A 25,276-nucleotide genomic window follows, 5' to 3' on the forward strand; every position below is an offset into this window, starting at 1 on the left:
AGAGATGACTGGCGAAGCAGCGGGAATCAGGACGAACTTGTGCGGGGCTGGCCATCGCCGCCGGACAGCCAGCGTGCGAACGCGCGCAGGTCGTCATGGACGCGTGTGCCCGGGGGCAGGCCGCCCTTGTCCAGCGTCTTCTGGCCCTTGCCGGTGAGCACCAGGTGCGGCGTGCAGCCGACCGCCACACCGGCCTCCAGGTCGCGCAGCGAGTCGCCGACGATCGGCACGCCCTTGAGTTCGATGCCGAACCGTTCGCTGATCTGGTCGAGCAGGCCGGGTTTGGGCTTGCGGCAATCGCAACTGTCGGCCGCGGTATGCGGGCAGAAGAAGACCGCGTCCACACGCCCGCCGAGATGGGCCAGCGCCTTGTACATCTTCTCGTGCATGGCGTTGAGCGCGCTCATCTCGAACAGGCCGCGGCCGATGCCCGACTGGTTGCTGGCGACCACCACGCGGTAGCCCGCCTGGTTCATCGCGGCGATGGCTTCGAGGCTGCCTTCGATCGGCACCCATTCGTCGGGCGATTTGACGAACTGGTCGCTGTCGAGGTTGATGACCCCGTCGCGATCAAGCACGACGAATTTGGGCGGTGTCTGTGGCATGTCTGGCTCCCGGTTGGCGTGGTGGCGTGGCGATCAGGCCGCCAGCTTCGAGATGTCCGCCACGCGGTTGGCCAGCGCGTGCAGCGAGGCCAGCAGCGCCAGTCGGTTCGCGCGCAGCTGCGCGTCCTCGGCCATCACCATCACGTTGTCGAAGAAGCCGTCGACGGCTTCGCGCAGCTGGGCCAGGTCGCGCAACGCGCTGGTGAAGTCGCCGCGCGCAAAGGCTGCTTCCGCGTCCGGGCGCACGCGCTCGATGGCGCCGTGCAGTGCACGTTCGGCGTCTTCCTGGAACAGCGCCGGATTGACCGCAGCGATGTCCTGCGCGGCTTCGGCGTTCTTCTTCAGGATGTTCGTGATGCGCTTGTTGGCGGCGGCCAGCGCCTCGGCTTCAGGCAGCGCGGCGAACGTGCGCACGGCTTCCAGGCGGCCGAGAATGTCATGCAACTGCTGCGGGCGCAGGCTGACCACGGCCTCGACTTCATTGGTGGTGTAGCCCTTGTCCTTCAGGTAGCCCCGCACGCGGTCATAGAGGAAATCGGCAATCGCGTCGGGTGCCGACTTGACGGCCGGCACGCCGGCAAAGGCCTGCTGGGTCAGCGCAAGCAGCGTGTCCACCGACAGGGCCAGCGGCTTCTCGATCAGCATGCGCAGGATGCCCAGCGCGTGGCGGCGCAGCGCAAACGGGTCTTTTTCGCCGGTGGGCTGCAGGCCGATGCCCCAGATGCCGACCAGCGTCTCGAGTTTGTCGGCGAGCGCCACGGCAGTGCTGACGGCGCCTTCGGGCAGCACGTCACCGGCAAAGCGCGGACGGTAGTGCTCGGAGCAGGCCAGCGCGACGTCCTCGGATTCGTCGTCATGGCGCGCGTAGTACGTGCCCATGGTGCCTTGCAGTTCGGGGAATTCGCCGACCATGTCGGTCAGCAGGTCGGCCTTGGCCAGTTCGGCGCCGCGCATCGCGGCGGCCTTGTCGACGGCGACGCCGGACGCATTCATCGCGTCGGCGATGTGGCCGGCGATCTGCTGCAGGCGCTGTACGCGATCGAGCTGCGTGCCGATCTTGTTGTGATAGACCACGCTAGCAAGCTGCGGCACGCGCGAGGCCAGCGTCTTCTTGCGGTCCTGGTCGAAGAAGAACTTGGCATCGGCCAGGCGCGGCCGCACCACGCGCTCGTTGCCGGTGATGATCGACTGCGGCGTTTCCGTGGCGAGGTTCGAGACGATCAGGAAGCGGTTGCGCAGGTGGCCTTCGGCATCGGTCAGCGCAAAGTACTTTTGGTTCGTCTGCATGGTCAGGATCAGGCATTCCTGCGGCACAGCCAGGAACGCTTCCTCGAAGTGGCAGGCGTAGACCACCGGCCATTCCACCAGCGAATTCACTTCGTCGAGCAGCGCTTCGGGCATGACCACCTGGTCGGCGCCCGCAGCCTTCAGCAGTTGCTCGCGGATCGATTCACGGCGCTGCGCGTAGTTTGCGATGACTTTGCCCTGCTCGAGCAGGGTGTCGGCGTACTGCCTCGCGTGCGCGATCTCGATCGTGCCGTGCGACAGGAAGCGATGGCCCTGCGTCAGGTTGCTGGCTGGCAGGCCGAGCAGGGTAACGGGCACGATCTCGCTGCCGAACAGCGCGATCAGCCGGTGCGCGGGGCGCACGAAGTGCACGGTTTCGCCGCCCGGGCGCTGGTAGCTCATCACCTTCGGGATCGGCAGCTTGCCGATGGTGTCGTCCAGCGCGGCCTGCAGGCCGGCGGCCAGTTCGGCACCCTTGGCGGTGTAGCGGTAGAAGAAGGCCTCAGCCTTGCCATCCGAGGCACGTTCCAGCGTCTGCCAGTCGATCTCGGCCACGCCGACGGACTTCGCCAGCGCGGCAAGCTTCTTGGCCAGCGGCGCGGTGGGCTCGCCGTTGGCGCCCAGCGCCACGGTCAGCGGCAGGACCTTCTCGCGCTGCTCGCGATCGGGCGCGCTGCGGCGCACGCCGGACACCAGCGCGGCGAGGCGGCGCGGCGAAGCAAACGGCGTGACGGCGGCATCGGCTTCAAGCAGATCGCGCTCGCGCAGGCCGGCGAACAGGCCCTGCGCGAAGGCGTCGCCCAGGCGCGCCAGGGCCTTCGGGGGCAGCTCTTCGGTGAACAGTTCGATCAGCAGCGAGTCGGTCATGGGTTGCGACATGAATCGTTTCCAACAGGTTGTGGCTCGCGCTGCGATCAGCAGCGCGGCTCAAGATTAGGTTCTACCCCGGAGAGCAGCCAGAGGCCGTTCTGTTGCCGGAATTGCAGCGTAGTGGACGCGCACTGCGCCACGGCCACGGCACTGGCCGCGCCGTTGCTGGCAGCGCCGCGGGTGCCCGCGGCCGGAAAGCGCGCTTCGATGCGGCGCAGCCGCTTGTCGTAGCGGATTTCGTCGATGCGCCCGCCCACCCAGAAATCGATCTTCGATGGCAGTTGTGCCGCCGAATAATAGGTACGCACGACGCGGCGTGGGCGCCCGTTACGGTCTTCCGTCTCGACCCAGGTCAGCGGATAGCGGATCGCGCTCTCATACGCGCGCAGCGGCACCCGGTGCCAGCCAAGATCGCGCGAGCCGGACAGGTCGCATGCAAACGAGCGCACCAGCTGCGTCCACTGGTCGAGAGCGTTCAGCGACGGCCGCCAGTGGCGTGCCATGGCAAGCTGCAGTGCCTGCGGATCGGCTTCGCAGACGTTGGACAGCTCGGCCGGCAGCAGCAGCGCCTGCGGAGCCGGTGCGGGCTGCGCGCGCGCGGCGACGGCACCGGCGGGCGGCGTCATCACGGCCATTGCCAGGGCGCAGCACAGTACGCTGCGCACGAGCACCGTCATGCCTTGGCCCCGCCGCACATCGGGAAGCCCAGTGCTTCGCGCGAATCGTAATAGGCCTGCGCCACCTGGCGCGAGAGATTGCGGATGCGGCCGATATAGGCGGCGCGCTCGGTCACGGAAATCGCGCCGCGTGCGTCCAGCAGGTTGAACGTGTGAGCGGCTTTGAGGACCTGTTCGTAGGCGGGCAAGGCCAGGCGCGTGCCGGTGGCAGTCTGTCCATCCGTGCCGGTATCACCCATCAGGCGCTTCGCTTCACCCTCATGCTCGGCAAAATGGCGGAACAGGATTTCGGTGTTGCTGTGTTCGAAGTTGTACGTCGACTGCTCGACTTCGTTTTGGTGATACACGTCGCCGTAGGTCAGGCGGCGCGTTTCGCCGTTCTCTTGCCACTCGGTCCACACGAGGTCATAGACGTTCTCGACCTTTTGCAGGTACATCGCCAGACGCTCGATGCCATAGGTGATCTCGCCCGTGATCGGCTTGCAGTCGATGCCGCCGACCTGCTGGAAGTACGTGAACTGCGTCACTTCCATGCCGTTGAGCCAGACTTCCCAGCCCAGGCCCCATGCGCCCAGGGTCGGGTTCTCCCAGTCGTCTTCGACGAAGCGGATGTCGTTCTGCTTGAGGTCCAGGCCCAGCGCCTCGAGCGAGCCGAGGTACAGCTCCAGGATGTTTTCCGGTGCGGGCTTGAGCACGACCTGATATTGGTAGTAGTGCTGCAGGCGGTTGGGGTTCTCGCCGTAGCGGCCGTCCTTGGGACGGCGCGACGGTTGCACGTAGGCCGCGCGCCACGGCTCCGGGCCGATCGCGCGCAGGAAGGTGTGCACGTGCGAAGTCCCCGCGCCGACCTCCAGATCGATTGGTTGCAGAAGTGCGCAGCCCTGCCGGTCCCAGTAGGCCTGCAGGGTCAGAATCATTTGTTGGAAGGTCAGCATAGGGAGGCTAGATCGGGGGTCCCGCCGCAATGCCGCGCCCTTACAGGCGCGGGCTGCAAACAAAGTGCAGCGGGCGACGCATATGGTTAGTGCTAAACCCTGAATTCTATCGGTTTTTTAGCCACTGGCCTGCGTTTGCGGGGATGCACGCCATGTCGGGCTTTCGCAACGCATGGGGAAAACACCGACGGGGATTTAAGGGGGGCCTTACCCTTGCCGATAATGTTTTTGTATACAGTATTATCAAGCAACCCGCGCAAGCTGCACGAAATGTCCGTTTGGGGGATTCCGCTGTCAGCTATCAAATGGGGACATGGGTCATGGCAATTCTTTCTCGCAAACCTTATCTGCTCGCCATTGCGGTCATGATCGCCGCAGCAGCCGTTTCGGCTGTGACGAGCCTGCTTGGCTGATTCGCCAGGCGGTCGCAAATACGGCATTGCCGGGCAACACCGTGGCAATGCCCGAGGCGGGTCGCGCCTCGCACTACCCGTGACGGACGCGCCCTGCCACACTTGCCGCCTGTGATCGCACAGGCGCTTCAGCCCGCGCGCCACGCGCGCCAGGCTACGGCAGCCAGCACGGCTACGAACCAGGCCAGCACCGGCACATTTCCCCAGCGAATATAGGGCGTCAGCCCCTGCATGCCCTGCACCGATGCCGTCAGCGCATCGACGGTGAACGTCGGAAGGCGCGCCTGTACCTTGCCGTCCGGCGCCACGACTGCGGTCATGCCGGTATTGGTCGCACGCAGCATCGGGCGGCGCATTTCCAGCGCACGCATGCGTGAAATCTGCAGATGCTGGTCCAGGGCGATGGTGTCGCCGAACCACGCCAGGTTGGTCAGGTTCGCCATCATGTTGGCCGGCTCGGCCTGGTGCCGCAGGGTCTGGGCGATCTCCTCGCCGAACAGATCCTCGTAGCAGATGTTCGGCGCCACGCGGATGCCGCGCACAGGCATCGGCGGCTGGTCTAGCCCACCGCGCCGGAAATCGCCGAGCGGCATCTTCATCATGTCGACGAACCAGTGGAAGCCCAGCGGGATGAATTCGCCGAACGGCACCAGATGATGCTTGTTGTAGCGGTAGAGTTGGCGCGCCTGCGGACCGATCCCGAACACGCTGTTGGTGAAATCGACCGCGGAATCGGCGCCCGCCGCACCGAACAGCACGGTGGTGCCCGACTTCTCCATGAAGTCGCGCATGGCGAGCGCGACCTCGACCGGCAGGTCCTGCAGGATGACCGGGAAAGCGGTTTCCGGCGTCACGACAAGATCGGCCGGCGTTGCCGTGATCATGTCGCGGTAGAGTTCGATCGAACGCTGCACGCCGGCCTGCTCGAACTTGATGTCCTGCGGCACATTGCCCTGTAGCAGCCTGACTGTGATCGGCTTCCCGGCCGGTGTGGTCCACGCTAGTGGCACCAGGGCCGCCCCGGCGGCAGGCACCGCCACGGCGAGTATGGCGGCAACCATCCCACGGCCGTGGGTGCGCTGCGCAAACGCGCGCACCGCCACCACCAGCAGTGCCGCCACCGTCGCAGCCAGCGCGCCGATGCCGTACACGCCAAAGAGCGGCGCAAAGCCGGCCAGCGGACCGTCGACATGCGCATAGCCGCCCGACAGCCAGGGGAATCCCGTGAAGACAACGCCGCGCAGCCATTCCGACAATCCCCAGGCCGCGCCGAAGGCAAGCGGGGACCAGATCGACAGGCGCGGCAGCCGCGTGGCAAGGCGGTGCCACGCAGCAGCGGCCAGCGCGGGGTGGAGCGACAGGTAGGCGCTGAACAGCACCACGGCGAGCGCGGCCATCCAGGCCGGCATCTCGCCATAGACGTGCATGCTGATGTAGAGCCACCAGATACCGGACAGGAACCAGCCCAGGCCGAACGCGTAACCCGTGGCGGCAGCTACCCGCGCGCGCGGCGCGTCGGCGACCAGCGCGGCGAGGCCGGCCAGCGAAAGAATCTGCAGCCACCACCAGTCATGCGGGGCAAACGCTTGCGTATGGGCGATGCCGAGCATGCCCGCGAGCAGCAGGCGCGCCATGGTCGCGCCGGACACGCGTGCGCGTTCGGCGCCGGTTGCGGCGGCCAGGGCAGGAGCCTGGCGCTTCATGCGTCGGTCAGGTGGTTCGTGGACGACTCGCGGTGCACGAGAAGCAGGTGCACCTGGCGCGCATCGGCGCGCAGCACTTCGAAGCTGACCGGCGGCAGCGTAATGATCTCGCCGCGATGCGGCACGTGGCCGAGATGGTTGGTCAGCAGCCCGCCCACGGTATCGACGTCGTGGTCCGAGAACGCCGTGCCGAAGGCCTCATTGAACTGCGAGATCTCGGTGAGGCCATGCACGCGCCAGCCGCCGTCGGGCAGTGGCAGAATGTTGTCCTGGTCTTCGTCGAGATCGAATTCGTCCTCGATGTCGCCGACGATCTGCTCGAGCACATCTTCGATCGTGACCAGTCCGGCCACGCCGCCGTATTCATCGACGACGATGGCAATGTGGTTGCGGTTGTTGCGGAACTCGCGCAGCAGGATGTTCAGGCGCTTCGATTCCGGGATGAACACGGCCGGACGCAGCGTTTCGCGCAGGTCGAACTGCTCGTCCGTGTAGTAGCGCAGCAGGTCCTTGGCCAGCAGGATGCCGATGATGTTGTCGCGGCTGCCTTCGTACACCGGAAAGCGCGAGTGCGCCGTCAGCTGCATGAAGGGAATGAAGGCCTGCGGCGCGTCCGCGATGTTGACCATATCCATCTGCGAGCGCTGCACCATGATGTCGCGCGCGGTCAGTTCGGAGACCTGGAATACGCCTTCGATCATGGAAAGCGAATCGGCGTCGATCAGGTTGCGCTCGTGCGCATCCTGCAGCACGGCAAGCAGCTCCGCGCGGGATTCGGGCTCAGGGGAAATCAGGTCGGTGAGGCGTTCGAGAAGCGATCTGGGGCGATCGGACTGCTTGAAATGGGCAGGCTTCGAACTGGGATAGGGGTCGTTCATTTCGCGGCAAGCGCGTGGTGGAGATCGTCTGAAGGATACACTAAAAGACCGTTTACTCTCGTGACACAGCCGGCGGGGCGGCCGACTGTGTGCGGGCGGACTCACTTCAGACGTGGACGAGCCCGGTTTTCAGTGCGCGACCGGTGTGTGGTCGTCGCGGTACGGATCCTCAAAACCAAGGGCCTGCAGCGTCTCGGTCTCGATCGCTTCCATTTCCTCGGCTTCGGCGTCGTCCTCGTGCTCGTAGCCTTGGGCATGCAGCACGCCATGCACGATCAGATGCGCATAGTGCGCTTCGAGCGGCTTGCGCTGTTCGCGCGCTTCGGTCTCGACCACGGGGCAGCACAGCACGATGTCGCCGGTCACCGGGTCGTCCTCGCTCTCCGCGTAGGCAAAGGTCAGCACATTGGTCGCGTAGTCCTTGCCGCGATAGCTGCGGTTCAGCGCGCGGCCTTCTTCCTCGTCGACGAAGCGCACGGTCAGCGCTGCGTCGGCATACAGCGCCGACGTCACCCACGTCTCGATCTGCTTGCGCGATGGCAGGCCGGCGCGCTTGCCGATGCCGTCGCCTTGCTGGACGTCGAGCTCCAGCGCGGGCGGCGTGGCGGGGGTGCCCGTGGTGGTGACCACCGGTGTCGCGGTGACGGCCACCGACAGCGCATCATGGTTGTCGGGCCGTACCAGCAGGCCAGCCTGCTGGCGCGTGTCGGTGTGTTCGGCCAGCAAGGCCACCACGCCGTCGGCCGCCTGCGACAGGTCCACGGTCAGGCTGCGCCCGTCAGGCAACTGCACGCGTACGGCATGCGCGGCGCTCTTGCGCGCGCGGCCGTCACCATCGAACAGGGTCAGGCTGACGGCGGATGATTTTGCGGAAGACTTCGATTTGCTGTTTTTCAATTACGCGTCCTTGTGCTGGGCGTGGTATTCGTCATAGGCGTCGACGATGCGGGCCACTAGCGGGTGGCGCACGACGTCGATGCTGGAGAAGCGCGTGAACGCGACGCCGCGCACATCGCGCAGCACGTGCTGGGCCTCGACCAGGCCGCTCTTCTGTCCGCGCGGCAGGTCGATCTGCGTGGTGTCGCCGGTGATCACCGCCTTGGAGCCGAAGCCGATGCGCGTGAGGAACATCTTCATCTGCTCGGGCGTGGTGTTCTGCGCCTCGTCCAGGATGATGAATGCATGGTTCAGCGTGCGGCCGCGCATGTAGGCGAGCGGCGCGATCTCGATCATCTGGCGCTCGAACATCTTCTGCGTGCGGTCGAAGCCAAGCAGGTCATACAGTGCGTCGTAGAGCGGACGCAGGTACGGGTCGACCTTCTGCGCAAGGTCGCCAGGCAGGAAGCCCAGGCGCTCGCCCGCTTCCACGGCGGGGCGCGTCAGCACGATGCGCTTGACGGAGTCGCGCTCGAGCGCGTCCACCGCGCAGGCGACGGCCAGATAGGTCTTGCCGGTACCCGCCGGGCCGACGCCGAGCGTCAGGTCGTGCGCCAGGATATGCCGCAGGTACTCGCGCTGCATGGCGGTGCGGCCCTGCAGGCCCGCGCGCCGCGTGTGCAGCACCGGGGACTCGTCCTCGAACTCGGGCGCGCCGCTCTCGTCATCGGCCTGCGGCACGTAGCTGCCGTGCGCGGAGATCTGGCGCGTCTCGACCAGGCCGAGCTGCACGTCGTCGACCGTCAGCGCCGTGCGCGCCTGGTTATAGAAACGCTCCAGCGCGATTGCTGCGTCCTGCGCGTTGGCGCCGCGTATCGTCATGCGGTGGCCGCGGCGCTGGATGGTCACGTCGAGCGCCTGCTCGATCTGGCGCAGGTTTTCGTCGAGCGGACCGCACAGGTTCTGCAGCCGCGTGTTGTCGTCGCGCGGGGCAACGAATTCGGCGGTGGCGATCTTCATCTTGGCGCGTGGGATGCCTTCGCTCATTGCCGCACCACGATCTCGCCGCGCAGCGAATGCGGGAACGCCTGAGTGATCGACACATCGACCATCTGGCCGATCATGCGGTCGCGCTGGGCCTGCGGCACGCCCGGCAGCGCGAAGTTGACCACGCGGTTGTTCTCGGTGCGGCCGTGCAGTTCGGTCGGGTCCTTGCGCGACGGGCCTTCGACGAGGATGCGCTGCACCGAGCCGACCATATTGCGGCTGATGCGCTGCACGTTCTCTTCGATGGTGGCCTGCAGATGCTGCAGGCGGCGCAGCTTCACTTCATGCGGCGTGTCGTCGTGCAGGTTGGCCGCCGGCGTGCCGGGACGCGGGCTGAAGATGAACGAGAACGAGGTGTCGTAGCCGACTTCCTCGATCAGCGCCATCAGCTTGTCGAAATCCGCATCGGTCTCGCCGGGGAAGCCGACGATGAAGTCCGACGACATCGACATGTCGGGACGCAGCATGCGCAGCCGGCGGATGATGCTCTTGTATTCGAGCACGCTGTAGCCACGCTTCATCGCCATCAGCACGCGGTCAGACGCGTGCTGCACCGGCAGGTGCAGGTGGTTGACGAGCTTGTCGCAGCGGCCGTACAGCTCGACCAGGCGGCTCGTGAATTCCTTCGGGTGGCTCGTGGTGTAGCGGATGCGCTCGATGCCGGGGATCTCTGCCACGTACTCGATCAGCAGCGCGAAGTCGGCGATCTCGCTGGTGCCGCCCATGGCGCCGCGATACGCGTTGACGTTCTGGCCCAGCAGCGTGACTTCACGCACACCCTGTTCCGCGAGTCCGGCCACTTCGGCCAGCACGTCTTCGAACGGACGCGAGACTTCTTCGCCGCGCGTGTAGGGCACCACACAGTAGCTGCAGTACTTCGAGCAGCCTTCCATGATCGAGACAAAGGCGCTCGGGCCTTCCACGCGTGCCGGCGGCAGGTGGTCGAACTTCTCGATCTCGGGGAACGAGATATCGACCTGCGACTGGCCGGTGCGCTGGCGGCGCGCGATCAGGTCGGGCAGGCGGTGCAGGGTTTGCGGACCGAACACGACATCGACATACGGCGCGCGCGAGACGATGCTCGCGCCTTCCTGGCTTGCCACGCAGCCGCCCACGCCGATCACGAGATCGGGCTTCACGGCCTTGAGCGCCTTCATGCGGCCCAGTTCGGAGAACACCTTTTCCTGCGCTTTCTCGCGCACCGAGCAGGTGTTGAACAGGATCACGTCGGCGTCTTCGACGTTGTCGGTGGGTTCCAGCCCCTGGCTGGCGTTCAGGACGTCGACCATCTTGTCCGAGTCATACTCGTTCATCTGACAGCCGTACGTCTTCACAAATACTTTCTTCATGGTGCCGGTCTCAGTGGTTCACCTGGGGGCATCAGGGTGTTGCAACAACACGGATGGCGCGAACGCCTCCGTACTTCCCGGGGATCAGGACTTGGCCTTCAGTGCCTTCTGTTCCTGCTCGCTGAGCACCCATGCGGTCAGCAACTGGCCGTACAGGTCGAGCTTGTACCGCACCGGCAGCTTCTGGCCCGCGATGGCGGCGAGGTTCTGCAATTGGTTGTCGGTGCCGAACACGCGCAGGCCCGGTGCCACGCCGATGGTCTTGCCGTCGAGCGTGACCGTCTGCGGCGATCCGGCGGTCGGTGCGGCGACAACCAGCTTCGCCTGCGGTGCATCGACCGGGATGACCCGTATCGGCTGCGCCATGGCGCCGGTGGCTCCGAGCCACAGCGCCGCGCCGAGCGACAGCAGCGGCTTGATGAAACGCAATGAAGCACTCTGACGCAGGGAACGGCCGGCGGGCATATGGGCTCCGGAAAAGCGCAGATCAGGTTGAAAAGGAGGCTGAAGGGTAACCGGGTATTTTACCCGTTCGATGGCACCGTGTCCGGCATCGCTCAAGGCACGGGTGCCCCGTCGCCTAGAACAGACAGGATGCTTCCTGCAGCACACGCTGCTTGGAAACGGTGCCCATCAGTTCGCGGCTGGCGCCATCGCGCACGAGCGGAATGCGGTTGATGCCATGGGCGGCGAAGACCTCCAGGGCGTCGCGCAGCCGCGACTCAGGCGTCAGCGCCGGGAAGTCGCGTTCGGCTAGCGCGAGCACGCCGGCGGCCGAGTCTTCGCGCTGCGCGCGTTGCAGCGCGTGGATTGACAGCGCCCCGAGCAGGCGCCCGTCGGGCTCGACCAGGTACAGGTAGCGTGTGCCGGTCTCCGCAAACTTGTCGGCGGCAGCGGCGAGCGAGGCATCCGGCGCGAGCGTGGTATCGGTCGGGTCGCACAGGCCGGCCAGCGTCATTGCCCGCGCATGTTCTTCCGCGGCCGACGCCTGCGCGCGGTCGGCGATCACGCTGTAGAGCGAGAGCGTCTGGCAGCGCGACGCCGTGTAATACGCCGCCACCGCGCCGATCATGGTGGGCAACAGCAGAGCCGGCGCCAGCGTCATTTCGAACACCATCAGCACCGACATCAGCGGCGCCTGGCTGGTCGCGGCAAGGAACGCGCTCATGCCGACCAGCGGCAGGACCGGCGAGGCCGGCGCGCCGGGCACGAACGCCTGCATTGCGAGCGCCAGCAACTGGCCCAGCGCGGCGCCGACGAACAGCGAAGGCGTGAACACACCGCCGACGGCGCCCGAGCCCATGCTGATGACCGTCGCCGCGAGCTTGGCCAGCAGCACCAGGCCGACCGACACTGTCAGCGGCTGTTCCTGCAGGATGGTCTGGATCGTGGAAAAGCCGTTGCCGACCACTTCGGGCACGGCCATGGCCAGTACGCCGACCAGTGCGCCGCCGAGCGCGAGCCGCGCGACCGGGCCGCCGGGCACCTGCGCAAAGCGCCCGCGCGCGATGCTGGCGGCGCGCAGGAACAATGCCCCGACGATGCCGGCGGCCACCCCCAGCGCCGCCGCGGCCAGCATCAATTGCGGACGCACGTCGGCTGCGATGTGCAGGCCGGGATACAGCGGCTGCAGGCCGCCATGCCACTGGCTGACCATGGCGCCCGCCACCGAGGCCAGGAACAGCGGCATCAGGCGCTGCACGGCCAGTGCTCCGAACACCACTTCGGCGACGAACACGGCCGCGGACAGCGGCGTGTGGTAGACCGTGGCCAGGCCAGCGGCAGCGCCACACGCAGTCAGCATGCGCCGCATGTTCGAAGCGCCGTGGGGCTGTCCGATGCGCGTGGATGGAAACAGCGCGCCGCACAACGCAGCGAGCTGGATCATGGCGCCTTCCTTGCCGACCGAAGCCCCGCTGACGATGGAGCAAAACGACGATAGCGACCGCAGCAGCGTAACGCGCACGGGCAGGCGGCCCGTGCCGTTGGCTACGGCCTCCATGTAGTCGGTCGCGCCGCCGCTGCCAGCGAGCCGGTTAGCGGCTTGTAGCAGCAGCCCGGCCACCGCGCCTCCGACCGCCGGCACCACGATGCGCCATGCCAGCGCCAGCGCCGCAAAGATCGCGACGATATCCGCGTTGCTGGAAAAGATGACGATGCCGGCCCCCTCCAGCGCTTCCTTGAAGAGGGTGGTCGCAATCGCAGCAAGAATGCCGACCGGAATCGCCGCAAACAGCGTGACTTCCTGGTCTTCGAGAAATCGGAACCGCATGGGTGCTGGCGCCGGCCGCGCGGCGGCGCGGCTTTCAGCGTTCGGGGGCAGATGGTGGCCGCATGATAGCGCAGGGCCACACTCCCGCAACGTAGCGTGTGTAGCAACCGGCATGCATCACCATGTGATCAATAGGTTTGCGCTTGGCTGTTACACTACCGACCTTTGTTTCGTCAGCGGACGCCTCGCGCCGCTATGCCGGTCCCCCGACTGGTTTTGTGTCAGATCACCCAGGCTGCCTGCAGGCTGGCGCGCCCAGCGCCCAGCGCGCAACGGACGGCCGAAGCATTCATTCATGTCTTTCTCCGAACTCGGCTTGTCCGACAAGCTTGTGCGGGCCGTGGCCGAACAGGGCTACACCACCCCCACCCCCATCCAGGCCCAGGCAATTCCCGCCATCCTCAAAGGTGGCGACCTGCTTGCCGGCGCGCAGACCGGTACCGGCAAGACGGCAGGCTTTACGCTGCCGATGCTGCAGCTGCTGTCCGAATCGGCGCCACAGCGCCAGGGCAAGCCGGCGGTGCGCGCACTGGTGCTGACGCCGACGCGTGAACTGGCCGCGCAGGTGGAAGAAAGCGTGCGCAACTACGGCAAGTACGTGCGGTTGCGCTCGATGGTCATGTTCGGCGGCGTGGGCATCAACCCGCAGATCGAACAGCTGCGCCGTGGCGTGGAAATCGTCGTGGCAACGCCGGGCCGCCTGCTGGATCACGTGTCCCAGCGCACGATCGACCTTTCCAGCGTGGAACTGCTGGTACTCGATGAAGCCGACCGCATGCTCGACATGGGCTTCATCCACGACATCCGCAAGATCCTCAACGTCCTGCCGCCCAAGCGTCAGAACCTGCTGTTCTCGGCAACGTTCTCGGACGATATCCGCGCGCTGGCGGACCGCCTGCTGAACAACCCGGCATCGATCGAGGTCGCGCGCCGCAACACCACGGCCGAAACCGTGGCGCAGCGCGTCTACCCGGTGGACCGCGAACGCAAGCGCGAATTGCTCGCCCACCTGGTGCGCGAGCATGATTGGCACCAGGTGCTGGTCTTCACGCGGACCAAGCACGGCGCCAACCGGCTCGCCGAGCAGTTGACCAAGGACGGCCTGTCCGCGCTGGCGATCCACGGCAACAAGAGCCAGTCGGCGCGCACGCGCGCGCTGTCCGAGTTCAAGGCCGGCACGCTGCGGCTGCTGGTGGCCACCGATATCGCCGCGCGCGGCATCGACATCGACCAGTTGCCGCACGTGGTCAACTTCGACCTGCCCAACGTGCCGGAAGACTACGTGCACCGCATCGGCCGTACCGGCCGCGCCGGCGCAGAGGGTGAGGCGATCTCGCTGGTCTGCGTGGACGAGCATGGCCTGCTGCGCGACATCGAACGCCTGATCAAGCGCAAGCTCGAACAGACGGTGCTGACGGGCTTCGAAGTCGATCCGACCATCGCGGCGGAGCCGATCCAGAAGGGTCGCCAGCAGCGAGGCGGCGGGCAGGGCGGTGGACAAGGTGGTGGACGTGGCCGTGCGCAGGCAAAGCCTGCGGCGCCAGCGGCAGCCAAGCCGTCGCAGGGCCAGCCGCGTCAGCGCCCGGCCCAGAACGCACCGCGTGGCGCCAGCCAGGCCGGGGGCGAGGCAGCCCGTGGCCACGGCGGCGCAAACCGCAACGCCGGCCAGGCTCAGCCGCGCAACCCGCAACGCAACGGCGGCGGCCAGGCGCGGCCTGCTCAGGACGCCACTGGCGCCCCGGCGCGCCACAACAACCGCCGCCCGGCCTCGCAGGCCGCACTGCTTGGCGGCGCGCGGGCTAAGCCGGCGCGCTGATCCGATCGGCTATCCAACCATGAGCGCGCATCAGGCATCCGGCGACAGCGACATCCCGTTCGCAGGGCTGACGCCAGAACTGATCCTCGATGCGCTGGATTCGTCGGGCATGCGCACCGACGGCCGGCTGCTGGCGCTCAACAGCTACGAGAACCGCGTCTGGCAGGTCGGCATCGAGGACGCCGCGCCCGTGGTGGCCAAGTTCTACCGGCCCGGCCGCTGGACGGACGCCGCCATCCTCGAAGAGCACGCCTTCGTGCAGCAGCTCGCCGATGCGGAGATCCCGGCGGTGCCCGCGCTGCCCGGGCCGGACGGCAGCACGCTGCAACACCATGCCGGCTTCCGCTTCGCGGTCTTCGCGCGCTGCGGTGGCCGCGAGCCCGAGCTGGATCGTGCGGATACGCTGACCTGGCTCGGCCGCTTCATCGGCCGCATCCATGCCGTTGGCGCGATGAACGCCTATCAGGCACGTCCGGCGCTCGATCCGGATACGTTCGGGGTGGCATCGCGCGACTGGCTGCTCGCCCACAACTGCATTCCTGCCGATCTGCTCGCTCCATGGCAGGCGGTCGTCGATCTTGCGCTGGACGGCGTGCGCCGCTGCTATGACCGCGCCGGCGACGTCCGCCTGCTGCGCGTGCATGGCGATTGCCATCGCGGCAATGTGCTGTGGATCGACGGCGACGACGTCCGGTCTACGGGCCTTACCGCAGCAGGGCCGCATTTCGTCGACTTCGACGACAGCCGCATGGCTCCGGCCGTGCAGGACCTGTGGATGCTGCTCGAAGGCGACCGTGCCGCCATGCAGGACCAGCTCGCGGATATCGTCGCGGGCTATGAAGATTTTGCCGAGTTCGCGCCGCGCGAACTCTGGCTCGTGGAAGCGCTGCGCACCCTGCGCCTGCTCCACTACAGCGCGTGGCTGGCCAGCCGCTGGCGCGATCCCGCGTTTCCGGCGGCGTTCCCGTGGTTCGGGACGGCGCGCTACTGGCAGGACCGCATCCTGGAGCTGCGCGAGCAAGTCGCGCTGATGGAGGAAGCGCCCCTGTGGGGCGCCTGAAGCATCAGGGCGGCCGCATTGGCGTCAGCCCCCGGCCTGTTCCGGTCAGGACTTCTGGGGTGCCTTGACCAGCAACACCGGGCAATCGCTCTGCGCGAGAACGCGCCCGGCGACCGAACCGATCACTGCATCAAAGAACGAGCCACGGCCGTGCGTGCCCATGATGATGGCCTGCGCATCCACCGAGCGCGCGTAGGTCACGATGCGCTCGGGCGCGAACCCGTGCAGCGCATGGCGCTCGAACGGCACGCCGGCCCCCGACAGGATGTCGCACACGCCGGCCATGGCCTTGTCGCTGGCCTCCTGGTGCCAGGCGTCGATGGTTTCCTTACTGACGAAGGCGCGGACCTGGCCGCTGACTTCGGGCGCGACGTGCACCACGTGCACGGTGAAGCCGGTCTGCAGCAGCTTGCCTTCGGCGATGAAGCGGGCGGCAGCGTCACTGAAGGCCGAACCGTCGGTCGCGAGCACGATATTGGACATGGCGGGAATCTCCTGGATGGGGGCGCTGTACGGATACGCCAGGTTTTAGGATAGGCAGGATCGGCCACCGCGTGGTTCCAGGTGCGGTGACGGGCTGTCTGGCACCATCATCGCAGCAAGTCTTTCGTCACAATCCGACACAGATCAAGAAATTCGGAATTCTCCTATGGGCCCTATGGGCGGGAGAGTTCGGATTGGTCAAGACATCTGACACATTTGGCCATTGCTGGCCCGCCACGCGCCCGTTTAGCATGGGCCCAACCCGGCTTGGGCCCGCGACATGGCGCCCGGCCTTTTCATCCCAGAACACAGGGCAATCGCGCCAGGCCTGGCCGCCGCGATGCCTGGACGGAGACAGCAACATGAGCGAGCGCGGCAACCTCCTGCCCCTGCGTGGCATCAAGGTAGTGGAATTCGAAGGTATCGGCCCGGGCCCGCTGTGCGGCGCCATGCTCGCTGGCCTTGGTGCGGAGGTCACGCTGGTGACGCGCCCGGTTGCCCCCGATGCGCGCCGCATCCTGCGCGGCCAGGATGTGCCGGCCGAGATGGAACTCGAACACGGCAAGGCCGTGGTGCAGCTCAACCTGAAGTCCGCTGAAGGCGTCGCCGCCGCGCTGGACCTGGTGGCGGGCGCCGACGCGCTGATCGAGGGGCTGCGCCCCGGCGCAATGGAGCGCCTGGGCCTGGGCCCGGCCGAATGCCATGCGCGCAACCCGCGGCTCGTGTACGGCCGCATGACCGGCTGGGGCCAGACCGGCCCGCTCGCGCAGAGCGCCGGGCATGACCTCAACTACATCGCGCTGACCGGCCTGCTGTCGATGGCCGCGCGCGACGACGCGCTGCCGATGGTGCCACCCACTGTGGTCGGTGATGCCACCGGCGCGCTTGGCCTGGCGTTCGGCATCACCAGCGCCATTCTGAACGCGCGCTCGAGCGGGCAGGGCTGCGTGGTCGATGCTGCCATCACCGATATCGTCGCCATGCTGGGCTCGCTGGTGCAGGTGTCGCGTGCGGCCGGAACGCTCGGCGGGCCGCAGCCCAGCGCATTCCATGACTCGCCGTTCTACGACGTCTTTGCCTGTTCCGATGGCCGCGCGATCACGCTCGGCGCGCTCGAGCCGCAGTTCTATCGTGAACTGCTCGAGCGGCTCGAACTGACCGACATCGATCCGGCCGCGCAGTACGACCGCGCCCAATGGCCGGCGGTGAAGGCGCGCATGACGGCCCTCATTGCTTCGAAGCCCAGCACGCACTGGGAATCGCTGCTCGGCGGCACCGATGTCTGCTTTGCCCGCGTCCTGACACTGGACGAGGCCGCACGCCATCCGCACAACCAGGCGCGCGGCACCTACCGCCTGTACCAGCAGGGGGATCGCGAAGTAGCGCGCTCCACACCGGCGCCGCGCTTCACTGCGGCCAAGTAAGCCGGACTGGCGTCGCGCCGGCAGGCGCGGGCAGACCTTCGGATACCATGCGGCATCCATCATCCGGAGATCTGCCATGACCACGCCAGTCGATACATCCGCCTATACCGACAACCCGGCCTTCGAGGCCGGCGTCAACGCGCGCACGGAAGTCCTGGGCCCGGCCCACGTGCAGCGCGCGCTGGACGCCGCCGCCCAGCAGGGCGATACGAGCCTGCAGCAACTGGTGACCGAGTTTGCATGGGGCACGGTCTGGACCCGCGAAGGACTGGACCGCAAGCAGCGCAGCCTGGCGACGGTGTCGATGCTGATCGCGCTGAACCGTCCGCAAGAACTGGCCGGCCACCTGCGCGGCGCGCTGGCCAACGGCGTCACGCCGCAGGAACTGCGCGAACTGATGGTGCATAGCGCGGTGTACTGCGGCTTTCCAGCCGCGCTTGACGCCAGCCGCAAGCTCACCGAAGTGCTGGAAGCCGCGGGCGCATAGCTACCCGGCCTTGGGCCGGAAAAAGATTCTGAAGCGGAAATTCTCGCAACGCGTCGCGACGGCTTCGCGTTCGGATGCAGCCGTTTCAGCGCTCGGGCGTGACGCGCTGAGCCTAACCTTCGCGGTATCCATTCACCAAGGAGCCGCGAGTTGGACCCCATCCCGTTTGATGAAGCCCTGATCGTCGATGCGCGGCCGGTGCCGCCCGGCGAGGCGTCGTGGCAGCTTGCCCACGCGCTCGGTGCGCGCCGGACGCTGCTGGCCGACAATGTGCGGCAGGCCCAGCAGATGGTGCGGGAGCGCCAGCCGGGGCTGGTGGTCGTCGAGCTGGACGCGCTGGGGCAGGCCGGCATCACGCTGATCAAGCGTCTGGCTGCGCGCCATCCGGACGTGCGGCTGTTGGTGTTGTCCGACAGCGATGCGACGATGGCGCCCGTTCAGGCGCTGCGCGCCGGCGCCCACGGCTTCGTGCCGCGGCAGCGCGATCTCGCGGAAATGGTCCAGGCCGCGCGCGGCGTGATGTCCGGCTACCTGGTCTTTCCGACGCATACGCTGGACGCCGCGCGCAAGTTGCGCCTGCCATCGGCCGGCAAGCTCGCGCGGCTGACCGCGCGCGAACTCACGGTGCTCCAGTACCTCGCGCGTGGCCATTCCAACAAGACGATCGGCGCGCGGCTGCTGATCAGCAGCAAGACCGTCAGCACCCACAAGACCAACATCATGTGCAAGCTCAACGTGGGGTCGGTGGTCGAGATGGTCGACTATGCGCGCCAGCACCGGTTGCTGTGATGGCTCTGGGCGGAGACGTCGATCTGCAGCGAGACATCGGACGCCGGCAAAGCAAAAAGCCGCGAACCCTTGCGGGATCGCGGCTTTTCAAATAGATGGTGGCGAATCAGGGACTCGAACCCCGGACCTGCGGATTATGATTCCGTCGCTCTAACCGACTGAGCTAATTCGCCAACGAAGACCGCTATTGTACTGGTATTTTCGTGACTGTCAACACCTTATCGAGAAGATGTTTGCAGGGCGCCGAAAAGAAAACCGGCAGGCCTTGCGGCCTGCCGGCTGGAGCGACCGATTACCGGGTCGGTCTCGCCTTAACCTGTTGCTCAGTCGTGGGCGTAGATGTCCACGTCCTTGGTTTCACGCACGAACAGGGCACCGACCACGAAGGTGACGGCGGCGATGATGATCGGGTACCAGAGGCCGTAGTAGATGTTGCCGTTCTGGGCGACCAGCGCGAACGAGATGGTCGGCAGCAGCCCGCCGAACCAGCCGTTGCCGATATGGTAGGGCAGCGACATCGACGAGTAGCGGATACGCGTCGGGAACATTTCCACCAGCATGGCGGCGATCGGCCCGTACACCATCGTCACATAGATCACCAGAATCACCAGGACCACCAGCACCATGATGGTGTTCATCTGCGCCGGATCAGCCTTGGTCGGGTAGCCTGCCGCGGCCATGGACTCGCCGACCTCCTTCTTGAACGCGGCGATCTGCTTCTTGCTGGCATCGTCGAAGCTGTGGCCGCCCGTGACGGTAGCGTCGAACGCCTTGATCTCCTTGTCGCCGATCTTCACCGAAGCGACCGTGCCGGCCGGAGCCTGCACCACTTCATAGCTTGCCGATGCCTGGGCCAGCGTACGCTTGACGATATCGCAGGAGCTGCGGAAGTCGATTTCACGTGCGATCGGGCTGCCCTGGAACGAGCACTGCTTCGGGTCGGCGGTGACAACGATCTGCGCGGTTTGCTGCGCACGCTCGAGCGCCGGGTTTGCATAGTGCGTCAGGGCCTTGAACAGCGGGAAGTAAGTCAGCACGGCGAGCGCGCAGCCCAGCATGATGATCCACTTGCGGCCGATCTTGTCCGACAGCGAGCCGAAGAACAGGAAGAACGGTGTGCCGATCACCAGCGCGCCGGCGATCAGCAGGTTGGCCGTCTTGGCATCGACCTTGAGCACCTGCGTCAGGAAGAACAGCGAGTAGAACTGGCCGGTGTACCAGACCACGGCCTGGCCCGCGGTCAGGCCCACCAGCGCCACGATCACGATCTTCAGGTTGCGCCACTGGCCGAACGCTTCGGTCAGCGGAGCCTTCGAGGTCTTGCCCTCGGCCTTCATGCGCTGGAACGCCGGCGACTCGCTCATCGACAGGCGGATGTACACCGACATGGCCAGCAGCAGGATCGAGACCAGGAACGGAATACGCCAGCCCCAGGCTTCGAAGTTGGCACCGGTCAGCTCGCGGCACAGCAGGATCACGATCAGCGACAGGAACAGGCCCAGCGTCGCGGTGGTCTGGATCCAGGCCGTGTAGGAACCGCGTTTGCCGTGCGGCGCATGCTCGGCCACGTACGTGGCGGCACCGCCGTACTCGCCGCCGAGCGCGAGGCCCTGCAGCATGCGCAGCGCGATCAGGATGATCGGGGCGGCCCAGCCGATGGTGGCGTAGCCCGGGAGCAGCCCGACGATGAACGTCGACAGGCCCATGATCAGGATCGTCACCAGGAAGGTGTACTTGCGGCCGATCATGTCGCCGAGGCGGCCGAACACCAGCGCGCCGAACGGGCGCACGATGAAGCCTGCCGCGAATGCCAGCAGGGCGAAGATGAACGCAGAGGTCGGGTCCAGGCCGGCGAAGAACTGCTTGGCGATCACTGCCGCCAGCGAGCCGTACAGGTAAAAGTCATACCACTCGAACACCGTGCCGAGCGACGAGGCCAGAATGACCTTCTTCTCCTCGGTTGTCATCGGTGCGTTCTGCGCGCCTCCGCCGGGCATCGCTACGTTTTGCGTGTTTGCCATGTTGTCTCCTCCGTCTGAATGGGTCACCGGTGAGGCCGCGGACGCACCGCAAGACATGGCGCGCTGCGGAGCCGCAGCACCGGAGCTGAAACGATTCTGGGAGGCGAAACTTACTGAGTTCTGACAAATTTCCGTGCTATTGCACGCAAAAGGTCGGGGTATACGCTAGCCCGCGCAGCGCCTGTAACGGCACCTGTCGTGCTGCACTGCGAGCGATAATGTGCAGCAAACGGCGTGCCGTCGCGCTATCCGGGTGTGACGCTATGCAGCATCCTTGCTGACATCGCCGGGATTGCCCTGCGGAAGTGGGGGGGCGTCGCGAACGCCCGTGTCAGCTTCGTCGTCAGCCCGGTTCATACGCCAGGCATAGAGCGCCGTCATCAGGACATAGACGACCAGCGCGCCCTGGGCACCCACCCAGAACGAGAACGGCCAGCCGAAGAAATCGAAGCGCAGGTCGCGCGCGAACCAGCTCACGACAAAGGTCACGACGAACCAGACCGCGAGCAGCGCGCAGATCCAGCGCCGGTTGCGCTGCCACGAGCGTTTGAGTGCCGGATCGACGGGCGGATGCGCGCTCACGCTGATGCCTCCGGTGCGGGACGGCGCAGCGTGACGCGGAATCGCGCGCCGGCCAGCCGGGGCTCCTGCTGGTAGACGTGGTCCTCGATGCGGACTTCACCGCCGTGCTGCTGCACGATCTCGCGCACGATCGCCAGGCCCAGGCCGCTGCCTTCGGTGTTGGTGCCGAGCACGCGGTAGAAACGTTCCATCACGCGCTCGCGGTCCGCCGCCGCAATCCCGGGGCCGGTGTCTTCCACGTCGAGATATGCGAACGGCTCGAAGGCATCGGCGGTGACGCGCACGGTGGCGTGGCCGCCGATCGGCGTATAGCGGATGGCGTTATCGATCAGGTTGTTCAGCATTTCCGTGAGCATCAGCCGGTTGCCCTGCACCATGACCGGGTGATCGTCGGCATCGAGTCCCAGGTCGATCTGACGGGCCCAAGCGCGCGGCAGCCAGTCCTTCACGACCTCGCGCGCGAGCGCGGCCAGGTCCAGCGCCGCCATGCTGCCGGCGCCGGCCAGGTTTTCCATGCGCGCAAGCGACAGCAATTGCGTGACCAGGTGCGCCGTGCGTTCCGAACTGCCGGCGATCTGCGCGAGCGAGCGGCGCAATTCCTCGGGCGACTGTTCGCGCTGGGCCAGTTCCGCCTGCATGCGCAGTCCGGCCAGCGGCGTTTTCATCTGGTGCGCGGCATCGGCAATGAAGCGCTTCTGCGTCTGCACCGACTGGTCCAGCCGCGCGAGCAGTTCGTTGAACGATGCGACCAGCGGCGTGATTTCCTGCGGCGCCGCGCGTTCGTCGATGGGGCTGGTGTCGCCGGGATTGCGCGCGCGGATGCGTTGCTGGATCGCCGTGAGCGGCGCCAGTCCGCGCGAGAGCCCGAACCACACGAGCACCACAGCCAGCGGCAGGATCACGAACTGCGGCAGGATCACGCCCTTGATGATTTCGTTGGCCAGGCGCGCGCGCTTGTCGAGGGTCTCGGCCACCTGCACCAGCACGGGCTGGTTGCCGCCTACGTTCTTGAGATCGATATAGGTATAGGCCACGCGCACGTCGTTGCCCGACACGCGGTCATCGCGCAGCGATACCAGGCCGGGATGGCCCTCGTCCTCCTCGGACGGCAGTGGCAGGTCGTGGTCGCCGGCCACATACTCACCGCGCTTGCCGACGATCTGGTAGTAAATGTTGTCGGTTTCGTCCGCGCGCAGGATCTCGCGCGCCGACAGCGGCAGCTGCAGCGTGACGCGGCCGTTCACTTCGCGGACCTGCTGCGACAGCACGATGGCGCTGGCCTCCAGCGCGCGGTCGAACGGCCCGTTGGCGATGGATTTCGCCACCAGATACGTGACGGCGATGCTCATCGGCCAGAGCAGCAGCAGCGGCGCCAGCATCCAGTCCAGGATCTCGCCGAACAGCGAGCGCGGAGCAGGTTGGCCGGTGCTCTCCTCCAGGTGGGGCAGAGCATCGGCCAGGTCGTCCGGGTCGTCCGGCGTGGCGGCACCGGGGGGAGGGACGGGATCCTTTGCGGGCGGATGTCGCCATGGCAGTCGCAGCAAGCTCATCTCGGCAAAGTGTGGGCGGATTCGGTCGAGTGATCGGCTGCTCGGTAACGTGGCGGGAAGCGCTGCGGATGCGCGTCAGCTATGCGCGGCCACGCTTGGCTGGAACTTCTCCAGGCAGTAGCCAAGCCCGCGTACCGTGGCAATGCGGATGCCACCAACTTCGATCTTTTTGCGCAGCCGGTGCACGTAGACCTCGATCGCGTTGTTACTGACCTCTTCGCCCCACTCGCACAGATGGTCCACGAGCTGTTCCTTGGAGACCAGCCGCCCGCAGCGAGTGAGGAGGATCTCGAGCAGCCCGACCTCGCGTGCCGACAAGTCCAGCATCTGCTCGTTCATATAGGCAATGCGACCGACCTGGTCGAATGCGAGCGGCCCGTGGCGCATCAGCGTCGCGCCGCCGCCGGCGCCGCGGCGCACCAGCGCGCGCACCCGGGCTTCGAGTTCGGACAACGCAAACGGTTTTGCCATATAGTCGTCAGCACCGAGGTCCAGTCCCTTGACGCGCTCATCGACGCCGTCGGCAGCGGTCAGGATCAGCACCGGCAGCATGGCGCCGCGCGCGCGCAGGCGCTTGAGCACTTCCAGACCCGGCATGCGCGGCAGGCCAAGATCCAGGATCAGCAGGTCGAAAGTCTGGGTCGACAGCGCGGAATCGGCCTCGAGGCCATTCGCGACATGGTCGACCGCATAGCCGGAGTGACGCAGCGAGCGCGTCAGGCCGTCGGCAAGCACATCGTCATCTTCGGCAATCAGAATGCGCATGGTTGTCTCCACCACGGCCGGCATTGCCAGTCGCCACGCAAACGATGCGGACAGGGCTTGCCAAGCATACTGTTTTTTTATACAGTACCCGCACATTCCGCGCAGGCCGCCGCAGAAGGCGGCTGTGCAGGCAGTCGGGTGATTTTGTAGTTGAGGCGCACTGATCCGGAAGTCGATCGGAACAATCGGAAAAAGCCGGTGTCGCGCCACATTCGACTTATTTATACCACCATTGACTCAACATTTGACTCAAGGACCACCATGGATGACAAGAAGGCAGGTGCCGGCCTGAGCGCCGAGAAGCAGAAGGCGCTTGCCGCCGCGCTCTCGCAGATCGAGAAGCAGTTTGGCAAGGGCTCGATCATGCGCATGGGCGACGGCGAGGTCGAGAAGGACATCCAGGTGGTCTCCACCGGCTCCCTCGGCCTTGACATCGCGCTGGGCGTCGGCGGCCTGCCGCGCGGCCGCGTGGTCGAGATCTACGGCCCGGAATCGTCGGGCAAGACCACGCTGACGCTGCAGGTCGTTGCCGAAATGCAGAAGCTTGGCGGCACCTGCGCCTTTATCGATGCCGAGCACGCGCTCGACGTCAACTACGCCTCCAAGCTTGGCGTGGACGTGGGCGAGCTGCTGATCTCCCAGCCGGACACTGGCGAACAAGCGCTCGAAATCACCGATGCGCTGGTGCGCTCGGGCTCGATCGACCTGATCGTGATCGACTCGGTGGCCGCGCTGGTGCCGAAGGCTGAAATCGAAGGCGAAATGGGTGATTCGCTGCCCGGCCTGCAGGCCCGCCTGATGAGCCAGGCGCTGCGCAAGCTGACCGGCACCATCAAGCGCACCAACTGCCTGGTGATCTTCATCAACCAGATCCGTATGAAGATCGGTGTGATGTTCGGTTCGCCTGAAACGACCACGGGCGGCAATGCGCTGAAGTTCTACGCTTCCGTGCGCCTGGACATCCGCCGCATCGGCTCGATCAAGAAGGGCGACGACGTGATCGGCAACGAGACCAAGGTCAAGGTGGTCAAGAACAAGGTATCGCCGCCGTTCCGCGAGGCCTTCTTCGACATCCTCTATGGCCAGGGCATCTCGCGCCAGGGCGAGATCATCGACCTCGGCGTGGACGCCAAGATCGTCGAGAAGTCGGGCGCCTGGTACAGCTACAACGGCGACAAGATCGGGCAGGGCAAGGACAATGCGCGCGAGTACCTGCGCGAAAATCCCGACATCGCTCAGGAAATCGAGAACAAGGTCCGCGCCGCGCTGGGCGTTGCGCCGATGAACAGTGTTCCGGCGGCCGAGGTCGTGACGGAAGACTGAGCGCCGGCCGGCAGGCACGCTCCCAAGGGCTGGCGCATCGCCGATGCGCCAGCCTTTTTTGTTT

General features: G+C 66.3%; 23 protein-coding genes and 1 tRNA gene. 7 read left to right on the plus strand and 17 right to left on the minus strand.

Annotated elements, in window-relative coordinates:
- Nucleotides 1-26: 26 nt before the first annotated feature.
- From gmhB to glyQ, 4 genes are read right to left on the minus strand one after another with little or no spacing between them, the layout of a single operon-like run.
- Entirely contained in the window at nucleotides 27-605 is a 579-nt protein-coding gene (gmhB, locus tag K2O51_RS15020; protein WP_011296695.1) for a D-glycero-beta-D-manno-heptose 1,7-bisphosphate 7-phosphatase, read from the minus strand.
- Nucleotides 606-638: 33 nt separating this feature from the next.
- The gene (gene glyS / locus K2O51_RS15025; RefSeq protein ID WP_140950793.1) at nucleotides 639-2,771 is read right to left on the minus strand and encodes a glycine--tRNA ligase subunit beta; all 2,133 of its coding nucleotides are present in this window, start codon (nucleotides 2,769-2,771) and stop codon (nucleotides 639-641) included.
- 35 nt (nucleotides 2,772-2,806) lie between these two features.
- Nucleotides 2,807-3,439, minus strand: coding sequence for a hypothetical protein (locus K2O51_RS15030; RefSeq protein ID WP_011296697.1), 633 nt, complete (start codon nucleotides 3,437-3,439; stop codon nucleotides 2,807-2,809).
- On the minus strand, nucleotides 3,436-4,374 hold the full coding sequence (gene glyQ / locus K2O51_RS15035; RefSeq protein ID WP_041679472.1) for a glycine--tRNA ligase subunit alpha: 939 nt from the start codon (nucleotides 4,372-4,374) through the stop codon (nucleotides 3,436-3,438). The genes K2O51_RS15030 and glyQ overlap by 4 nt, the downstream gene beginning before the upstream one ends.
- Before the next feature lie 152 nt (nucleotides 4,375-4,526).
- Between glyQ and K2O51_RS15040 the strand changes: the two genes are divergently transcribed.
- Nucleotides 4,527-4,787: a hypothetical protein gene (locus K2O51_RS15040; RefSeq protein WP_220631293.1), complete on the plus strand. Its 261-nt coding sequence runs from the start codon at nucleotides 4,527-4,529 to the stop codon at nucleotides 4,785-4,787.
- Between the two features lie 128 nt (nucleotides 4,788-4,915).
- Here K2O51_RS15040 and lnt read toward each other — a convergent pair whose 3' ends face one another.
- The 7 genes from lnt to K2O51_RS15075 all read right to left on the minus strand — a co-directional run bounded on the left by lnt (nucleotide 4,916) and on the right by K2O51_RS15075 (nucleotide 12,912).
- Entirely contained in the window at nucleotides 4,916-6,490 is a 1,575-nt protein-coding gene (gene lnt, locus K2O51_RS15045) for an apolipoprotein N-acyltransferase (protein ID WP_220631294.1), read from the minus strand.
- Nucleotides 6,487-7,368: a CorC family transporter gene (locus K2O51_RS15050; protein ID WP_011296700.1), complete on the minus strand. Its 882-nt coding sequence runs from the start codon at nucleotides 7,366-7,368 to the stop codon at nucleotides 6,487-6,489. Before K2O51_RS15050 ends, lnt begins: the two co-directional genes overlap by 4 nt.
- Before the next feature lie 129 nt (nucleotides 7,369-7,497).
- The gene (gene ybeY / locus K2O51_RS15055; RefSeq protein WP_140950791.1) at nucleotides 7,498-8,265 is read right to left on the minus strand and encodes an rRNA maturation RNase YbeY; all 768 of its coding nucleotides are present in this window, start codon (nucleotides 8,263-8,265) and stop codon (nucleotides 7,498-7,500) included.
- A complete protein-coding gene (locus K2O51_RS15060) occupies nucleotides 8,266-9,264 on the minus strand; it encodes a PhoH family protein (RefSeq protein ID WP_041679814.1) in 999 nt (332 codons plus the stop codon). It lies immediately after the preceding gene.
- 23 nt (nucleotides 9,265-9,287) lie between these two features.
- Nucleotides 9,288-10,640: a tRNA (N6-isopentenyl adenosine(37)-C2)-methylthiotransferase MiaB gene (miaB, locus tag K2O51_RS15065; RefSeq protein WP_011296703.1), complete on the minus strand. Its 1,353-nt coding sequence runs from the start codon at nucleotides 10,638-10,640 to the stop codon at nucleotides 9,288-9,290.
- 84 nt (nucleotides 10,641-10,724) lie between these two features.
- Nucleotides 10,725-11,105, minus strand: coding sequence for a hypothetical protein (locus tag K2O51_RS15070; RefSeq protein ID WP_220631295.1), 381 nt, complete (start codon nucleotides 11,103-11,105; stop codon nucleotides 10,725-10,727).
- A 115-nt stretch (nucleotides 11,106-11,220) separates the two neighbouring features.
- Entirely contained in the window at nucleotides 11,221-12,912 is a 1,692-nt protein-coding gene (locus K2O51_RS15075) for a ClcB-like voltage-gated chloride channel protein (RefSeq protein ID WP_140950789.1), read from the minus strand.
- Nucleotides 12,913-13,207: 295 nt separating this feature from the next.
- Between K2O51_RS15075 and K2O51_RS15080 the strand changes: the two genes are divergently transcribed.
- Both K2O51_RS15080 and K2O51_RS15085 read left to right on the plus strand, forming a co-directional pair.
- Nucleotides 13,208-14,728, plus strand: a complete 1,521-nt coding sequence (locus K2O51_RS15080) for a DEAD/DEAH box helicase (protein WP_220631296.1) — start codon at nucleotides 13,208-13,210, stop codon at nucleotides 14,726-14,728.
- A 19-nt stretch (nucleotides 14,729-14,747) separates the two neighbouring features.
- Entirely contained in the window at nucleotides 14,748-15,788 is a 1,041-nt protein-coding gene (locus K2O51_RS15085) for a serine/threonine protein kinase (RefSeq protein ID WP_220631297.1), read from the plus strand.
- A 45-nt stretch (nucleotides 15,789-15,833) separates the two neighbouring features.
- Here K2O51_RS15085 and K2O51_RS15090 read toward each other — a convergent pair whose 3' ends face one another.
- Nucleotides 15,834-16,271, minus strand: coding sequence for a universal stress protein (locus tag K2O51_RS15090; protein ID WP_011296708.1), 438 nt, complete (start codon nucleotides 16,269-16,271; stop codon nucleotides 15,834-15,836).
- A gap of 362 nt (nucleotides 16,272-16,633) precedes the next feature.
- Between K2O51_RS15090 and K2O51_RS15095 the strand changes: the two genes are divergently transcribed.
- The 3 genes from K2O51_RS15095 to K2O51_RS15105 all read left to right on the plus strand — a co-directional run bounded on the left by K2O51_RS15095 (nucleotide 16,634) and on the right by K2O51_RS15105 (nucleotide 18,971).
- Nucleotides 16,634-17,695: a CaiB/BaiF CoA transferase family protein gene (locus K2O51_RS15095; protein WP_220631298.1), complete on the plus strand. Its 1,062-nt coding sequence runs from the start codon at nucleotides 16,634-16,636 to the stop codon at nucleotides 17,693-17,695.
- 76 nt (nucleotides 17,696-17,771) lie between these two features.
- Entirely contained in the window at nucleotides 17,772-18,182 is a 411-nt protein-coding gene (locus K2O51_RS15100; protein WP_011296710.1) for a carboxymuconolactone decarboxylase family protein, read from the plus strand.
- A gap of 150 nt (nucleotides 18,183-18,332) precedes the next feature.
- Complete coding sequence (locus K2O51_RS15105) at nucleotides 18,333-18,971, plus strand: response regulator transcription factor (protein WP_011296711.1); 639 nt, start codon at nucleotides 18,333-18,335, stop codon at nucleotides 18,969-18,971.
- 96 nt (nucleotides 18,972-19,067) lie between these two features.
- Here K2O51_RS15105 and K2O51_RS15110 read toward each other — a convergent pair.
- From K2O51_RS15110 to K2O51_RS15130, 5 genes are all read right to left on the minus strand, one after another.
- Nucleotides 19,068-19,144 (minus strand) — tRNA-Met (locus tag K2O51_RS15110).
- A 150-nt stretch (nucleotides 19,145-19,294) separates the two neighbouring features.
- Entirely contained in the window at nucleotides 19,295-20,992 is a 1,698-nt protein-coding gene (locus tag K2O51_RS15115) for an MFS transporter (RefSeq protein ID WP_011296712.1), read from the minus strand.
- A 261-nt stretch (nucleotides 20,993-21,253) separates the two neighbouring features.
- Complete coding sequence (locus tag K2O51_RS15120) at nucleotides 21,254-21,574, minus strand: DUF4212 domain-containing protein (protein WP_011296713.1); 321 nt, start codon at nucleotides 21,572-21,574, stop codon at nucleotides 21,254-21,256.
- On the minus strand, nucleotides 21,571-23,124 hold the full coding sequence (locus tag K2O51_RS15125; RefSeq protein WP_140950784.1) for a sensor histidine kinase: 1,554 nt from the start codon (nucleotides 23,122-23,124) through the stop codon (nucleotides 21,571-21,573). The genes K2O51_RS15120 and K2O51_RS15125 overlap by 4 nt, the downstream gene beginning before the upstream one ends.
- A 75-nt stretch (nucleotides 23,125-23,199) precedes the next feature.
- Complete coding sequence (locus tag K2O51_RS15130) at nucleotides 23,200-23,889, minus strand: response regulator (protein ID WP_011296715.1); 690 nt, start codon at nucleotides 23,887-23,889, stop codon at nucleotides 23,200-23,202.
- Between the two features lie 261 nt (nucleotides 23,890-24,150).
- On the opposite strand from K2O51_RS15130, the gene recA reads away from it, so the two are divergent.
- Complete coding sequence (gene recA / locus K2O51_RS15135; protein ID WP_011296716.1) at nucleotides 24,151-25,212, plus strand: recombinase RecA; 1,062 nt, start codon at nucleotides 24,151-24,153, stop codon at nucleotides 25,210-25,212.
- Nucleotides 25,213-25,276: the final 64 nt, after the last annotated feature.

Source organism: Cupriavidus pinatubonensis (genome assembly GCF_019602855.1).
GTDB lineage: Bacteria > Pseudomonadota > Gammaproteobacteria > Burkholderiales > Burkholderiaceae > Cupriavidus > Cupriavidus pinatubonensis.

What these genes read in the sequence shown, in the direction of transcription:
- gmhB (WP_011296695.1), bottom strand. Translation starts at nt 605, where the DNA reads ATGCCACAGACACCGCCCAAATTCGTCGTGCTTGATCGCGACGGGGTC.
- glyS (WP_140950793.1), bottom strand. Translation starts at nt 2,771, where the DNA reads ATGTCGCAACCCATGACCGACTCGCTGCTGATCGAACTGTTCACCGAA.
- K2O51_RS15030 (WP_011296697.1), bottom strand. Translation starts at nt 3,439, where the DNA reads ATGACGGTGCTCGTGCGCAGCGTACTGTGCTGCGCCCTGGCAATGGCC.
- glyQ (WP_041679472.1), bottom strand. Translation starts at nt 4,374, where the DNA reads ATGCTGACCTTCCAACAAATGATTCTGACCCTGCAGGCCTACTGGGAC.
- K2O51_RS15040 (WP_220631293.1), top strand. Translation starts at nt 4,527, where the DNA reads ATGTCGGGCTTTCGCAACGCATGGGGAAAACACCGACGGGGATTTAAG.
- lnt (WP_220631294.1), bottom strand. Translation starts at nt 6,490, where the DNA reads ATGAAGCGCCAGGCTCCTGCCCTGGCCGCCGCAACCGGCGCCGAACGC.
- K2O51_RS15050 (WP_011296700.1), bottom strand. Translation starts at nt 7,368, where the DNA reads ATGAACGACCCCTATCCCAGTTCGAAGCCTGCCCATTTCAAGCAGTCC.
- K2O51_RS15060 (WP_041679814.1), bottom strand. Translation starts at nt 9,264, where the DNA reads ATGAAGATCGCCACCGCCGAATTCGTTGCCCCGCGCGACGACAACACG.
- miaB (WP_011296703.1), bottom strand. Translation starts at nt 10,640, where the DNA reads ATGAAGAAAGTATTTGTGAAGACGTACGGCTGTCAGATGAACGAGTAT.
- K2O51_RS15070 (WP_220631295.1), bottom strand. Translation starts at nt 11,105, where the DNA reads ATGCCCGCCGGCCGTTCCCTGCGTCAGAGTGCTTCATTGCGTTTCATC.
- K2O51_RS15075 (WP_140950789.1), bottom strand. Translation starts at nt 12,912, where the DNA reads ATGCGGTTCCGATTTCTCGAAGACCAGGAAGTCACGCTGTTTGCGGCG.
- K2O51_RS15080 (WP_220631296.1), top strand. Translation starts at nt 13,208, where the DNA reads ATGTCTTTCTCCGAACTCGGCTTGTCCGACAAGCTTGTGCGGGCCGTG.
- K2O51_RS15085 (WP_220631297.1), top strand. Translation starts at nt 14,748, where the DNA reads ATGAGCGCGCATCAGGCATCCGGCGACAGCGACATCCCGTTCGCAGGG.
- K2O51_RS15090 (WP_011296708.1), bottom strand. Translation starts at nt 16,271, where the DNA reads ATGTCCAATATCGTGCTCGCGACCGACGGTTCGGCCTTCAGTGACGCT.
- K2O51_RS15095 (WP_220631298.1), top strand. Translation starts at nt 16,634, where the DNA reads ATGAGCGAGCGCGGCAACCTCCTGCCCCTGCGTGGCATCAAGGTAGTG.
- K2O51_RS15100 (WP_011296710.1), top strand. Translation starts at nt 17,772, where the DNA reads ATGACCACGCCAGTCGATACATCCGCCTATACCGACAACCCGGCCTTC.
- K2O51_RS15115 (WP_011296712.1), bottom strand. Translation starts at nt 20,992, where the DNA reads ATGGCAAACACGCAAAACGTAGCGATGCCCGGCGGAGGCGCGCAGAAC.
- K2O51_RS15125 (WP_140950784.1), bottom strand. Translation starts at nt 23,124, where the DNA reads ATGAGCTTGCTGCGACTGCCATGGCGACATCCGCCCGCAAAGGATCCC.
- K2O51_RS15130 (WP_011296715.1), bottom strand. Translation starts at nt 23,889, where the DNA reads ATGCGCATTCTGATTGCCGAAGATGACGATGTGCTTGCCGACGGCCTG.
- recA (WP_011296716.1), top strand. Translation starts at nt 24,151, where the DNA reads ATGGATGACAAGAAGGCAGGTGCCGGCCTGAGCGCCGAGAAGCAGAAG.